Annotated in this window: 18 protein-coding genes; 8 read left to right on the top strand and 10 right to left on the bottom strand. The window is 70.4% G+C overall.

The genetic code is table 11. From position 1 onward, the window contains the following. Positions 1 to 43: 43 nt before the first annotated feature. On the top strand, positions 44 to 328 hold the full coding sequence (locus KCH48_RS05565; protein WP_210570998.1) for a gas vesicle protein K: 285 nt from the start codon (positions 44 to 46) through the stop codon (positions 326 to 328). 22 nt (positions 329 to 350) lie between these two features. On the opposite strand, the gene KCH48_RS05560 is transcribed toward KCH48_RS05565, so the two are convergent. Then, the gene (locus KCH48_RS05560; protein ID WP_210570997.1) at positions 351 to 854 is read right to left on the bottom strand and encodes a DUF5709 domain-containing protein; all 504 of its coding nucleotides are present in this window, start codon (positions 852 to 854) and stop codon (positions 351 to 353) included. Between the two features lie 100 nt (positions 855 to 954). Between KCH48_RS05560 and KCH48_RS05555 the strand changes: the two genes are divergently transcribed. Then, entirely contained in the window at positions 955 to 1,221 is a 267-nt protein-coding gene (locus KCH48_RS05555) for a DUF6480 family protein (protein WP_210571514.1), read from the top strand. An 88-nt stretch (positions 1,222 to 1,309) separates the two neighbouring features. On the opposite strand, the gene KCH48_RS05550 is transcribed toward KCH48_RS05555, so the two are convergent. The 3 genes from KCH48_RS05550 to KCH48_RS05540 all read right to left on the bottom strand — a co-directional run bounded on the left by KCH48_RS05550 (position 1,310) and on the right by KCH48_RS05540 (position 3,225). Next, positions 1,310 to 1,513, bottom strand: a complete 204-nt coding sequence (locus tag KCH48_RS05550) for a cold-shock protein (RefSeq protein ID WP_210570996.1) — start codon at positions 1,511 to 1,513, stop codon at positions 1,310 to 1,312. A gap of 229 nt (positions 1,514 to 1,742) precedes the next feature. After that, positions 1,743 to 2,480 (bottom strand): GAF domain-containing protein, encoded by a 738-nt coding sequence (locus KCH48_RS05545; RefSeq protein ID WP_210570995.1) that lies wholly within the window; start codon positions 2,478 to 2,480, stop codon positions 1,743 to 1,745. Positions 2,481 to 2,535: 55 nt separating this feature from the next. Further along, the gene (locus KCH48_RS05540; protein ID WP_246884896.1) at positions 2,536 to 3,225 is read right to left on the bottom strand and encodes a GAF domain-containing protein; all 690 of its coding nucleotides are present in this window, start codon (positions 3,223 to 3,225) and stop codon (positions 2,536 to 2,538) included. 254 nt (positions 3,226 to 3,479) lie between these two features. Here KCH48_RS05540 and KCH48_RS05535 point away from each other — a divergent pair, with 254 nt between their 5' ends. Further along, positions 3,480 to 3,974 carry a Rieske (2Fe-2S) protein gene (locus KCH48_RS05535; protein WP_210570994.1) on the top strand — a complete coding sequence of 165 codons (495 nt, stop codon included), beginning with the start codon at positions 3,480 to 3,482 and terminating at the stop codon, positions 3,972 to 3,974. Here the strand turns inward: KCH48_RS05535 and KCH48_RS05530 are convergent. Continuing rightward, positions 3,961 to 4,611: a cysteine hydrolase family protein gene (locus KCH48_RS05530; protein WP_210570993.1), complete on the bottom strand. Its 651-nt coding sequence runs from the start codon at positions 4,609 to 4,611 to the stop codon at positions 3,961 to 3,963. The genes KCH48_RS05535 and KCH48_RS05530 overlap by 14 nt on opposite strands. Positions 4,612 to 4,753: 142 nt before the next feature. On the opposite strand from KCH48_RS05530, the gene KCH48_RS05525 reads away from it, so the two are divergent. Beyond that, a complete protein-coding gene (locus tag KCH48_RS05525; RefSeq protein WP_210570992.1) occupies positions 4,754 to 5,221 on the top strand; it encodes a pyridoxamine 5'-phosphate oxidase family protein in 468 nt (155 codons plus the stop codon). Between the two features lie 118 nt (positions 5,222 to 5,339). Here the strand turns inward: KCH48_RS05525 and KCH48_RS05520 are convergent, their stop codons facing one another. Further along, entirely contained in the window at positions 5,340 to 6,242 is a 903-nt protein-coding gene (locus KCH48_RS05520) for a LysR family transcriptional regulator (protein ID WP_210570991.1), read from the bottom strand. A gap of 75 nt (positions 6,243 to 6,317) precedes the next feature. Here KCH48_RS05520 and KCH48_RS05515 point away from each other — a divergent pair, with 75 nt between their 5' ends. Then, complete coding sequence (locus KCH48_RS05515; RefSeq protein WP_210570990.1) at positions 6,318 to 7,322, top strand: DMT family transporter; 1,005 nt, start codon at positions 6,318 to 6,320, stop codon at positions 7,320 to 7,322. Here KCH48_RS05515 and KCH48_RS05510 read toward each other — a convergent pair. Next, positions 7,313 to 8,644: an aminotransferase class I/II-fold pyridoxal phosphate-dependent enzyme gene (locus KCH48_RS05510; RefSeq protein WP_210570989.1), complete on the bottom strand. Its 1,332-nt coding sequence runs from the start codon at positions 8,642 to 8,644 to the stop codon at positions 7,313 to 7,315. The genes KCH48_RS05515 and KCH48_RS05510 overlap by 10 nt on opposite strands. 35 nt (positions 8,645 to 8,679) lie before the next feature. Between KCH48_RS05510 and KCH48_RS05505 the strand changes: the two genes are divergently transcribed. Further along, a complete protein-coding gene (locus KCH48_RS05505) occupies positions 8,680 to 9,366 on the top strand; it encodes a pyridoxamine 5'-phosphate oxidase family protein (RefSeq protein ID WP_210570988.1) in 687 nt (228 codons plus the stop codon). A gap of 116 nt (positions 9,367 to 9,482) precedes the next feature. Here the strand turns inward: KCH48_RS05505 and KCH48_RS05500 are convergent, their stop codons facing one another. Continuing rightward, positions 9,483 to 10,493: a DMT family transporter gene (locus KCH48_RS05500; RefSeq protein WP_210571473.1), complete on the bottom strand. Its 1,011-nt coding sequence runs from the start codon at positions 10,491 to 10,493 to the stop codon at positions 9,483 to 9,485. 80 nt (positions 10,494 to 10,573) lie between these two features. Continuing rightward, positions 10,574 to 11,104 carry a Clp protease N-terminal domain-containing protein gene (locus KCH48_RS05495; protein ID WP_210570987.1) on the bottom strand — a complete coding sequence of 177 codons (531 nt, stop codon included), beginning with the start codon at positions 11,102 to 11,104 and terminating at the stop codon, positions 10,574 to 10,576. A 161-nt stretch (positions 11,105 to 11,265) separates the two neighbouring features. On the opposite strand from KCH48_RS05495, the gene KCH48_RS05490 reads away from it, so the two are divergent. Continuing rightward, positions 11,266 to 11,454: a hypothetical protein gene (locus KCH48_RS05490; RefSeq protein WP_210570986.1), complete on the top strand. Its 189-nt coding sequence runs from the start codon at positions 11,266 to 11,268 to the stop codon at positions 11,452 to 11,454. 112 nt (positions 11,455 to 11,566) lie between these two features. Next, positions 11,567 to 11,995 (top strand): SRPBCC family protein, encoded by a 429-nt coding sequence (locus tag KCH48_RS05485; protein WP_210570985.1) that lies wholly within the window; start codon positions 11,567 to 11,569, stop codon positions 11,993 to 11,995. Between the two features lie 136 nt (positions 11,996 to 12,131). On the opposite strand, the gene KCH48_RS05480 is transcribed toward KCH48_RS05485, so the two are convergent. Then, positions 12,132 to 12,734 (bottom strand): PadR family transcriptional regulator, encoded by a 603-nt coding sequence (locus KCH48_RS05480; protein WP_210570984.1) that lies wholly within the window; start codon positions 12,732 to 12,734, stop codon positions 12,132 to 12,134. Positions 12,735 to 12,836: the final 102 nt, after the last annotated feature.

Here is a 12,836-nt window from a genome sequence, read left to right as displayed (position 1 = left end):
CCTCCGTGAACCGACAAGTACCGTCCCCCTGGGGTGACTCGCCGTGACCGAGCGCCGTAACCGACTCGACCTCGAGCCCGACACCGTCGAACGCGACCTGGTGAAACTCGTCCTCACCGTGGTCGAGTTGCTGCGCCAGCTGATGGAGCGCCAGGCGCTGCGCCGCTTCGACCAGGGTGATCTGAGCGAGGACCAGGAGGAACGCATCGGGCTCACGCTGATGTTGCTCGAGGAGCGCATGACCGAGCTGCGCGAGCGCTACGGGCTGCGCGCCGAGGACCTCAACCTGGACCTCGGGCCACTGGGGCCGCTGCTTCCTCGGGAGTGAGAGGCGCCGCGCCCCTCGGGTGTCAGGCGGTCCGCGATCCCTCGTCGTCGGACTCACCCGGGTTGTCCACGACGTGCACCGCGGCCTCTTCGGAGGATGCCGCGCCGCCGGCGATACCGGCGTCTTCGGCCACGGTGTCATCCTGCCTCTCGGCCTCTCCCCCCGCAGCCGTCAGCCGTCCCGCACGCCTGTCACCGGCCTCCGCGTCGACAGGCTCGCCTTCCCCGTCAGGTACGTCTCCGATCTCGTCGCCCGGCGGCGGCTCGGTGTCGGGAAGCTCGGCCCGCAGTCGCTCGTCCAGCGGGTCCCGCTCACGCTGCTCCGCCGCCGTAGTACCGCGGCGCTGCACCGCCAGCGGCCTCTCGGGCGGGGAGTAGCCCTCGTCGATCGCCGGATCGATACCGCGGTCGTCCAGGGTGTCCTCCGGGTCCATGAGCGCGGCATCGTCCTGGACCTCCGAATCGTCGGGCTGGTACACCTCGTCGCCCATGGACTCGTCGTCGTACTCACGCTGTTCGTCGGGCATCCGGTGCTCCTCAGGCAGTCGTACGGCTCTCTCGAACCGCTCGCACCGGGTTTCCGCTGGCCGAACGCGTGAAACCCGTCAGAGGCGAAGGGAAGAGCTCATGAACGACAAACGCGCACACCGAGCCGACGGCACTGCGGCTGAAACCGATCCCCGCCCCGTGGAGGGACTGGCCGTACCGGAGGACACCTCGATGGCTCCCGGTGCGGCACCTCCCGCCGAGTCCGGAGTCTCGGGGCTCGGCGCTCCCGAGCGCGAAGCGCTGAAGAAGGGATGGGCCGTCGCGCCTCTCACACTGATCTGGATCGTCGTCGCACTCGTCGCCATCGGCCTGGTGGCGATGGTGGTCGTGCTGGCGACCTCATGATGGTCGGCGTGGAGCCGGGTCTGGCGATGGGGCGACACGGGAAAGCCCCGGCCCGTGAGTTCACGGGCCGGGGCTTCTTCGTGCGTCGTCAGGCGGGAGTGATGTTCTCCGCCTGCGGGCCCTTCTGGCCCTGCGCGATGTCGAACTTCACCTTCTGGCCTTCCTGGAGCTCACGGAAGCCCTGGGCGGCGATGTTCGAGTAGTGGGCGAAGACGTCGGGGCCGCCGCCGTCCTGCTCGATGAAGCCGAAACCCTTTTCGGCGTTGAACCACTTCACAGTGCCTGTAGCCATGTGCCTGTCTCCTTCGACGGGACTCGTGTCGGACCCCGCACCGTGCGGGATCCGGAGGTGATCGCCCTGGTCCGGAGAGGCGTTGAACAGCAAAAACGCCCGTGACTGCGAATCACGGGCGAACGGGACTTCGGAACCACGACTGCTGATCATGACGCTACACCGACTGGCGGCGCTCGGCCACTGAAACGCAGAGTTCATCTCACAGAAGGCACCAGACCGGCCAAGGTCACGTCCGAGGCCGGTCATCCACGATGGCGTCCGGCGTCATGGTCCGGGTGACCAGGGCGTGGGCGGGCTCGGTGAGACGGACCTGCCGCCGGCTCGCGTAGGCGCTGAGCAACCGGGCCGCCTCACCGATCGTGGACGCCGCGTACTGCGCGACCATGCCCTTGGCGATCTCCAGCGTGGCCTTCGCCGCGATCACGCTCTGCACGCGGGTGATCACGTCGTCGACCTGCGCCGGTTCCGTGGACCAGTGCATCAGGCCCAGCGCGGCGGAATCCGCGAGGGCCTGCGCGAGATGTACGTCGTCCTCCGCAAGGTGCCCCGAGCGCTGACGCAGCAGCGTGAGGGCTCCCAGCGGTCGCTCGTGCAAACGCACCGGGATCGCCTGCACGGACTCGTACCCGTTCTCGGTCATCGCCGCGACCAGCTTCGGCCAACGCTCCTGTTCGGTGGTGATGTCGAGAACGCTCACCGGTTCCCCGGTGCGGTAGCAGTCCATGCAGGGACCGTGGCCGTTCTGCAGTTGCAGGAGTTCGGCGAAGGCCGCGTCCTCGTCGGTCGCGGCCATGGTCTTCAGACTGCCGCGGGCGTCCGCGATCATCACGGCCGCGGCGTCCACGTCCAGCAGGTCGCGGCAGGCGTGGACCAGACGATGGAAAAGATGCAAAGGGTCGAACTGCGCGGCATAGGTGTCCGCCAGGACGACGAAAGCCTGCGCCAGCTGGCGCTCGCGGTTCATGTTCGCCTCCCCGGCGCTGTGATTACGGTGATCGGCGCGTATACCGTCCGTTCAGTCATCGCGGAGGTCCATGCTGCGGTCGATGATCGCCCGGGCCACTTCCGTGGAGGTACGGCCCTGGGTGAAAGCCCGCGCGCGCAGGCGCAGGAGCGCCTCCTCGGCGCTCACTCCCAGCGACTCCTTCCGGGTCCGGGGAAGCGTGGTCCAGAGCGATGACGGCCAAGGTCACCGCGTCGGCGACCAGCATGGCCGTGCGGAGACGGTCCGCACCCAACGGCCCCGGCGTCTTCCGGTAGAGGTCCAGGGTGCCCAACGCGCTTCCGGGGCTCGCCAGCGGCAGCGAGAAGGCAGCAGCCACGCCCGCCTTGACCGCCAGGTCGGAGAAGAGCGGCCAGCGGCGCCGGTCCGGATCACGCGTGAGGTCCGACGCGAACACGGGTGCACGCAGCCGGACTGCTTCCCGGCACGGGCCTTCGCCCAGGATGTACTGGATCTCCGCCAGCCGGGCCGCCACGTCGTCGCTGGCGCACAGCACGACCCCCGTGTCCGCGCCGTCCCCGAGCACGGAGACGGACAACCCGGAGAACGCCGGGAGGAGGGCGACACAGGTACGGCACAGACCGTCGGGCACCTCATGCGGGGGCAGTCCGCGCACTCCGGCGATGAGCGCGTGGGCGATGCGGGCACGCTCGACATCCGTATCCTGCTCGGCGTTCTCCCCGCCCAGCAGGTCGTCCCCGGCCATGACCATCACCTCCCACGGCCACTCCACCAACGGTTTCACGCGATCTTGGCACAGGCAAACAGCCATGGTCAGGTCCGGCGCCGCTGATCACCAGCCGGGCCGACAGCGGATCGACAGCCCTCGACAGGGAACCGACAGCTCCGCTTTACCCGCCCCGCTCCGGAGGCGGGCCAGGATTTCCCCAGCGTCTGAACAGCCGGTCCTCATGGGCCGTACCTCTCGGCAATTCACGAACACCCGGAAGGAACGTCAGCATGACCAGCGAATCAGTTCAGCCGGTGTCGGCACCGAGCCGCCGTACCGTCGTGGCGGCGGTCGGCGTGGCGGGGCTCGCCGTCGCGCTGACCGCGTGCGGGTCGGAGGACGACGCGTCCGGCTCGTCCACCGAGCAGGGCGCCGACGCCAGTTCCCCCGCGGGAGGCGGCACCGCCAGCTCCCCCGCAGCGGACGGCGGCGCCGGCGGTGCCGCGCTCGCGAAGACCTCCGACATACCGGAGGGCAGCGGCAAGGTCTTCGCCGACGAGAAGGTCGTGGTCTCGCAGCCGGCGGCGGGTGACTACAAGGCGTACTCGACGATCTGCACGCATCAGGGCTGTCCGATGACGGACCTCAAGGAGGACATCATCTCCTGCGCCTGCCACGGCAGTACGTTCTCCATCGCCGACGGCAGTGTGCAGAAGGGGCCCGCCACCAAGCCGCTGGAGGCCAAGGAGATCACCGTGTCCGGGGACTCGATCACGCTCGCGTGACCGGGTGCGGTCGTTTCCAGCAGCCCAGCACCTCGTCCGTGGTCGCGACCGTGGCGACCAATGCGAGGGTGTTGCGGATCATCGCCGGGGTGTAGTCGGAGGGCACCCCGGCGATGGCGTCCGTCGGGACGACGGCGGTGTAGCCGCGGTTGACCGCGTCGAAGACGGCATTGGGGACGGCCACGTTGGCCGAGACACCGGTGACGATCAGGGTGCGGCAGCCGAGGTTGCGCAGCAGCGCGTCGACCTCGGTGCCCTGGACCGGCGACAGCCCATGAAGCCGTCGTACGACGAGGTCCTCCTCGGCGACCTCGATCGGGGCCGCCACCCGGACCGCCGTGGAGCCGGCGAGCTGCTGGACCGGGAGCCGTTCGGCGGCGCGGAACAGCCGGGCGTTACGGTTCGCGCCCCGGCCGTCCGGGCGGCGTTCGGCGATCGCGTGGATCACCTGCACCCCGCTCTCGTGCGCCCCTGCCACCAGCCGGGCGACGTTGGCGAGGGCGCCGGAGGAGCGGGCCTCCTTCGCGAGTTCTGGCAAGGCGCTGTCCGGGCCGACGACGCCCTGCTGGCACTCGACCGTGAGCAGCACGGTGGTCACGGGGTCGAGGAGTTCGCGAAGTTGTTCGTGCGACGGCATGGTGCCCCCTTGTCGCCTACCTGATGGGGCGGGCGAGACTAGCCACCATTGCGCAGGGAAGGAAGACCGCTCATCCTTTTCTGACGTGATGTCAGAGGATCTCTCCTCTGACACGACGTGGGAGAAGAGAAGAGGGGGACACATGACCGCCACGCAGCGCCGGGGCCGGAAGATCATGATGACACCGGGCGAGCTGGACGAGTTCCTCACCAGCCAGCGCACCTGCAGGGTCGCCACCATCTCCGCCGACGGCTCCCCGCACGTGAGCACCCTCTGGTTCGCCTGGGACGGCACCTCGATGTGGCTGTACTCGGTGATGCGCAGCAAGCGGTGGACCGATCTGCGGCGCGACCCGCGGGTCGCGATCGTGGTCGACACGGGTGAGGAGTACGACGAACTGCGCGGCGTCGAGCTGTCCGGGACCGTCGACTTCGTGGGCGAGAGTCCGCGCACCGGCGAGCTGCGGGCGGAACTTGACGTTCCGGAGACCTTGTTCGCGCGGAAGAACTTCGGTCTTGAGGAGATGCCGCACGATGGACGGCACGCGTGGGTGCGGTTGACGCCGGCGAAGATCGTCTCCTGGGACTTCCGGAAGTTGGGCAACGGGTAGCTCCGCTGGAGTGCCGCGCTGGGTCGTCGGTCGTCTGCGGCGCCGTCGTGGCTTGTCGCGCAGTTCCCCGCGCCCCTTCGGGGCGCTGTCGACCCGCAGCGGATTGCGCCCCACCTCCTCAGCCCACCTTCAGGGCCGCCTCCTGCAACGCCTCCACCGCCGCCCGGATCGATGGGCGGCGGTCCGCGTCCGCGCGCCATACCGCGTAGATGTACCGCTGGGCGCCGTGCCGCACGGGCACGGCGCGCACGCCTGCGGGCATGGGGTCGCGGCCGAGGCGGGGGGCGACGCAGACGCCCAACCCGGCGGCGACGAGGGCGAGTTGGGTGTGGTGCTCCTCGGCGCGATGGGCGATGCGGGGCTCGATGCCTTTGGCGCGCAGGGTGTAGAGCAGCCACTCGTGGCAGAACTCGCCCTCGGGCCAGGCGACCCACTCGTCACCCGCGAAATCCTCCAGGTCGACCTCGTCCCGCCCGGCGAGCGGATGTCCGTCGGGCATGGCGACGCCGACGGGATCCTCGAGGATCGACGCCTTGGCGAGCCCCTGCGGCATGGGCAGCGGCTTGTTGTACCAGTCGAGGACGACGGCCAGGTCCACGTCGCCCCGGAGCACCGCGTTGACCCCGTTCTCCGGCTCCAGTTCCCGCGAGCGCACGCGCAGTGCCGGGTGGTGGGAACGCAGGGTGGTGAGAGCTATGGGGAACAGCCCGCGCAGGGCGGTGGGGAACGCGGCCAGCCGCAGCTCGCCGACGACCTGCCCGCGCTGTGCCTCCAGATCGGACTGGGCGAGCTCCACCTGGGAGAGGATGCGCGCCGCGTGCTCGGCGAGGAGCCGGCCGGCGTCCGTGAGCCGTACACCCCTGCCGTTCTTGGCGAGGAGCTGCTGGCCGACCTCGCGCTCCAGCTTGGACATCTGCTGCGAGACGGCCGAGGTCGTGATGTGCAGGCCCTCGGCGGCACCGCTGACCGAACCGTGCCGGGCCAGGGCGTCCAGGGTGCGGAGGCGCTCCAGGTTCAACATGTAAGCAATGCTACGAGATACCGTGCGGAAAATCTAGCTTGTGCTACGAGGTCATGGTCCACCACCCTGGTCGCCATGAGCACCCCTACCCCCCTCCGTGCCGCCCTCGACTGGCGGCTTCGCTTCGGCGTCCTCGCCCTGGTCTGGGGCTTCAGCTTCCTGCTCATCAAGGTGGGCACCGAGGGCTATGCCCCCTTCCAGGTCACGCTGGGCCGGTTGGTGTTCGGGACGGCGGTGCTCGCGGCCGCGATGGCGATGAAGCGGCAGCGGCTGCCGCGCGAGCCGCGGACCTGGGGGCACCTCGCGGTCGCCGCGTTCCTGCTCAACGCGCTCCCGTTCTCGCTCTTCGCCTACGCCGAGCTGACCATCCCGTCCACCCTGGCCGGCATCTGCAACGCCACCTCGCCGCTGTGGGGCATGGCCCTCTCCCTGGTCGCCCTCTCCGAGGACCGGCCCACCCGTGTCCGCGTCGCCGGTCTCGGCCTCGGCTTCCTCGGCGTCCTCACGGTGCTCGGCGCCTGGCAGGGCTTCCACGGCCTGGACGCCACGGGCACGGCGATGGCACTGGGAGCGTCCCTGAGCTATCCGATCGGCTGGATCTACGTCCGCCGCACCCTCGCCGGATCAGACCACTCGCATCTCTCGCTGACCGGCGCCCAGTTGCTGCTCGCCACCCTGCAACTGGCCGTCGTGACCCCACTGTTCACATCCTGGCCGACACAGGTCGCCGTCGGCCCGCTCCTGGCGATAGCAGCCCTGGGCACACTCGGCACCGGCCTCGCCTTCCTGATCCAGTACGGCCTGGTCGCCGAGGTCGGCCCCACCACGGCCACGATGGTCACGTACTTCATCCCCGTCATCGCCACGACCGCGGGCGTCGCGATCCTGGGCGAGACACTGAACTGGTGGACACCAGTGGGAGCGGTCATCGTCCTGGCGGGAGCGGCACTGACGCAGGCGAGGTCGGCTACGGTTCGACAGCGCCCCGACAGGGGCGCGGGGAACTGCGCGACCAGCCAAGACGGACCCGCAGACAACCACCGACCGGTCGCCGCACTGACCCGACGCCCTCAGACGTAGTTCCGGATCGCCGCCGGCCCCACCGCTGAAGCGATCGCATCCGCCAGCCCCACCGTCTCGTCCACCGCCAGCGTCGAGACGGTGACCCGGATGCCCGGCGGTGCACTCATCCGGAAACGAGCACCAGGGGCGACGGCCCAGCCGGCATGCAGCAGACGGGCCACCGCTCCGGTCTCGTCCGGCACGGGAATCCAGACGTTCAGACCGCTGCGCCCGTACGCGGCGACCCCGCGCTCAGCGAGCGCGCCGATCAGCGCGTCCCGGCGCTCCCCGTACGCCGCCGACACCGCGCGCGCGTCCACCGCGCCGTCGGCCCACAGCCGTACGACGGCCCGCTGGGTGATCCGACTCACCCAGCCGGGCCCGAGCCGGTGCCGCCCGCACACCCGGTCGACGGTGACGGCGTCCCCGGTGAGCACGGCGAGCCGCAGATCGGGGCCGTACGCCTTGGCGACCGAGCGCACGAAGGCCCAGCTGCCGGTGACACCGGCGAGGGTGTGCAGAGGCAGGTCGACGATGCCGTGCCCGTGATCGTCGTCGATCAGCAGGATGTCCGGGTGTTCACGCAACACGGCACGCAGGGCACGCGCGCGTGACGCGCTCACCGCGGCGCCGGTCGGGTTCTGCGCCCGGTCGGTGACGATCAGGGCGCGCGCCCCGGCCTCGAGGACACGGCGTACGTCATCGGGGAGCGGGCCGTCGTCGTCGACGCCGACGGGGGCGGTGCGCAGCCCGAGCGCGGGGACGAGGTCGAGCAGGCTGCCCCAGCCGGGGTCCTCGACGGCGACCGTGTCCCCGGGCTTGAGGTGCGCGGCGAGGACACGCTCGATGGCGTCGAGGGAGCCGGAGGTCACTGTGAAGGGCCCGTCCGGCACACCGCCCGCGTCCAGATCGGCCCGCACGCGACGGGCCAACTCCGGTTCCACCGGCTCGTCCCCGTACAGCACGGGCTCGCGGTCGCCCTGCTCGGCGGCCACCGCGAACGCCTTGGCCAGCGAAGGCAGCAGCGCGGGATCGGGGTTGCCGCTCGCCACGTCCCGCACCCCCTCGGGCACGTCCACCCGGAGGTACTCGCGCCCCGTGGTGGCCGGCTTGGACCGCACCCGGCTGCCACGACGCCCGGCGGTCTCGATGACCCCGCGCTCACGCAGGATGCGGTACGCCGCCGCGACCGTATTTGGATTCACGCCCAGCTCGACCGCCAACTCCCGCATCGGCGGCAGAAGTTGGCCCGGCTCCAGCCCGCCCGAGCCCACCGCGCTCTCGACGCTGGCCGCAATCTCGGCTGCGCGCCGCCCACTGATCCGATATCCTTCTAGCACAAAGTCAATTATGCACTAGTGCAATGGAGGGCGCAATGCAGGGAACCCAGCAGCAGCCGACGCGACACCAGGCCGCCTACACACCCACCGACCGCACCGTTCCCACGCGCTCCGCCGACCGGGCGTCGTACGACAGGGATCTGGTGCACGCGATACTCGACGAGGCCTACGTCTGCCACCTCGGCTTCGTCCGCGACGGAGCGCCGGTGGTGCTGCCCACCCTGTACGCCCGGGTCGGCGAGCGGCTCTACGTGCACGGCTCGACCGGTTCCCGCCCCCTGCGGATGACGGGCCAGACCGACCCGGGCCTCCCCGTGTGCCTGACGGTCACACACGTGGACGCGCTCATCCTGGCCCGCTCGGCCTTCCACCACTCGATCAACTACCGCTCAGTCGTGGTGCACGGCGTCGCCCACGACGTCACCGACCCCGACGAGAAGCGGGCCGCCCTCGACGCCCTCGTCGACCAGGTCGTACCCGGACGCGCCAACGACGCCCGCCCCGCCAACAAGAAGGAACTGGCCGCCACCGCCGTCATCCGCCTGGACCTAGACGAGGTCTCCGCCAAGGCCCGCACCGGCGGCGTGAACGACGAGCCCGACGACCTCGCCCTCCCCCACTGGGCCGGAGTAGTCCCCCTGCGCAAGGGCTACGACACCCCGGTCGCGGACGCCCAACTGGCCCCCGACACAAAACTCCCGGACTACCTGGCGTCCCTGTGACCCAACGCAGGCGCACCATGTGAGGAGCGGTTCGCACAGCGCCCCGAAAGGGGCGCGGGGAACTGCGCGACCAGCCACATCCGACCCGCACACGACACACCCACCCAGCGAGGCACCTACTCGGTCGTCCCCCGCGCCGACACCCGCATCTCCGCACCCCCAGCGGCAACCGGCTCCCCAGACCCCTTCCCCGGCGCCGAAGACTGCGCAATGAACGCCCCCACCAGCACCACCACCCCACCCACAATCTGCGGAGCCGAAAGGTGCTCCCCGAGCAACACCCACGCAAGCACCGTCGCAATGACCGCCTCAAGGCAGGCCACCACACCCGCGACCTGCGGTGACAGCCGCCGCACGGACACCACGCCGGTCACATACGCAACCACCGTGGCCACCAGCACGATCCACCCGAGCAACAGACCCGCGGCGACCGGCGTCCCGTTCATGTCCGCGCTGTCCGCCAGCAGCGACCACTCCATGCGCCACGGGCGGGCGACAACGGTCAGCACCGCGGCGCCGACCAGCAGGCCGTAGGCGATGACGCCCAGCGGATCAGGCGCCTCCGCGCCGGAGTCGCCGCCATGGTCGGACAGCACGAAGTAGCCAACCTGGCAGCAAGCCGCACCGAACGCGAGCAGCAGTCCGAGCGCGTCGAAGCTCAGCCCGGACCACACCTCCACGACGCAGGCGAGCCCACCGACCGCGAGGACCACGCCGAGCGCCGCCGCACGCGTGACCGGCCGCCGCTGCACGAACCGCACCCAGCCGAGAATGAGGGCGGGTGCGAAGTACTCGACGAGCAGGGCGACCCCGACGGGGATCCGGGAGATCGAGGCGAAGTAGCAGGCCTGGACACCGGCGACGGCGAACAGCCCGAACCCGGCGAGCAGCGCGGGCCGCCGGCGCAGCAGCGAACGGTGACGCACGGCCAGCGGCAGCATCACCAGGGCGGCCCCCGCCACCCTCAGCCACACCACGTGGAGCGGGTCGAGTCCGGCCTCGATCAGCGGCTTGGCCGCGACACCGGATCCCCCGAAGGCGAGCGCGGAAGCGAGCGCGAGACCGAGCCCCACGCCCTTTCCACCGCTGCCGCTGCCGCCGCTGCTGTCTGACGTATGCACCGGCACATGATGACAGGCCATGACATGAGCGTCACCCCCGATGACACCTGTCTCATCGCGTGGACGGTACCCAGGCCGTCGGCCGGTCAGCCGGTCTTCGCCAAGTACCTCTCGATCCGAACGTAGAGGGCGTGCGGATCGACCCCGGCACGGTCGAGCACCTCGACCGCGCGTGCCTGCGGGTCCACGACGATGGCGGCGAGCAGGTCGATCCCGAGCGCCGGTTCGCCACCGCGCCGGACAGCACGCTCGCGGGCGTACTCCATCGCGCCCGCGGCGAGCGGAGAGAAGCCCGCCTCGCCCGTCACCACGGGTACGGCACCGGAGTCCTCGACGGCGCCCTGCCAGCGCAGGCCGTAGCCGATGCTGCGCTGCACGAGGTAGCCGAGCAGCCGGGCCACCTGCGGCCCGTCCTCGAAGACGGCCCGCACCTCGGGGTCGGACTCCAGGAGCGAGTGCAGCAGATGGGCGGTGTCGATCTGCCGGTCCCCGTCCCGCACGGCACGTCGGCGGGCACCGGAGAGCACCGATGCCAGCTCGTCACTGAGCCCGGCATCGGTGTCCGTTCGCCGGCCGCCCTGTTCTTGGGCCGCCTGCCGGGGGATTCGGGGTTGCACACCCCTACCTCATCAGTCCCTCCAGATCGGGACATCCCCGGAGGGAAGCATTTTCGCGTCCCACCGCGTCCCACAGAGAGTGGACCCGGGCGGCCCCAATCTCCTCCTTACGGATGAGATCACGCAACCGTAACGCTCCGTCGCACGTCCCCCACAAAGGGATGGAGAGCAGGTACTGGCTGGTGACCCTTCCGGCCGTCGACGGCAGGCAGTACGTGTACCGGGTGTGGGCCCCGGAGGACGCACTGCCGGCCGACCTGTTCTGGGACGCCTGGCACTGCCACGACGAGAGCGCCTTCCCGCGCGCGTGGGACCTGTTCGACGCGGCGGAGATACGGCTGGTCGGCTGAGGCCGGCCTGGCAGGCCGCCTCCACATTTTCTGACGGTTCATCAGTATTGAATGTTGCAGGCCGTGCGGCTACGTTCCGCGACACCGTAGCCCGACACGAAGAGGTGGTCGCATGGCCGAAGTCAGCGCGGAGGCACGGATCGGGGCCCCCGCGGAGAAGGTGTGGGCGCAGCTCACGGACTGGTCCGCGTACGCCGAGTGGAACGCGACCCACACCGGCTTCCCCAAGGGCGGCCCCGAGACCCTCGCAGTGGGCGGGACCTTCCAGGAGAACCTGAAGCTGATGGGCTTCCCGGCCGAGGTCGACTGGACCATCGAGGAACTGGAGCCGGCCCGGGTGCTGGCCATCCGCGGCAAGGGACCGATGGCGGTCGACCTGGCCACGCGCTACACCCTGACGCCGGACGGCGACGCCACCACGGTCCGCATCGACGGCGAGTTCACGGGCGCCGCAGTGTCGTTGATGGCGGGCCGGCTGAAGGACTCGGCGACGGCCGCGCTGAACGAGTCGCTGCGCAAGCTGGCGGGGCTGGTGGCCTGACCCCCGGACACGCGAAGGCGCCCCCGCGGATGTCTCCGCGAGGGCGCCCCGCGCCGGGATCAAGCCTGGAACCTCGTCAGCCCCCGCGAGTCCCCGCCAGTCCTCGTCAGTCCTCGTCAGTCCTCGTCAGTCCTCGTCAGTCCTCGTCGGCGAGGATCAGGTACAGCTTCTTGCGGGCCTCGTTGATGACGGCCAGCGCCTTCTCGCGCTGTTCCTTGCTGCCGGTCTTCCAGACCTGCCCGAAGGCCTCCATCAGACCGAAGCCGGCCTGCCGGATCTCGCCGAGGACCTCCCAGTCGACGCCGCGGGAGGCCTCCTCCCAGGGCGCCTCGGGACCCTCCTCGGCCGCGGTACGGCCGGCCTCGGTGAGCGAGAACAGCTTCTTGCCGCCCTCGGACTCACTGGTGATCAGCCCCTCGTCCTCCAGCAGTTGGAGGGTGGGGTACACCGAGCCGGGGCTGGGCTTCCACGCCCCGCCGCTACGCTCGGCGATCTCCTGGATCATCTCGTAACCGTGCATGGGCCGGTCCTTCAGCAGGGCGAGGATCGACGCGCGTACGTCGCCGCGCCGCGCCCTCCCCCGCGGTCCGCCGCGCCCTCGATGACCCCAGGGGCCCGGTCCGCCGAAGCCGGGGCCACCCGGCCCGAAGGGCCCGAAGGCACCGCGCAGGGCCTCGAATCCGCCTCGCTCGTGCGAGCCGTGTCCACCGTGTCCTCGTTCGAATCCATGGGAACGCATCGCCATCACTCCACTCAGTCGTTGATCAGTCGCGATGCCTCAACGATATATCGGAATAGCTCGCGCGGCAACACCCACCAGGAAGACGACCCCAAGACAGCC

The organism is Streptomyces sp. GESEQ-4 (assembly GCF_017948455.1).
Classification (GTDB): Bacteria; Actinomycetota; Actinomycetes; order Streptomycetales; family Streptomycetaceae; genus Streptomyces.
Note: the sequence above shows the minus strand (reverse complement) of the source record. Positions and strands in the feature narration are given on the sequence as shown.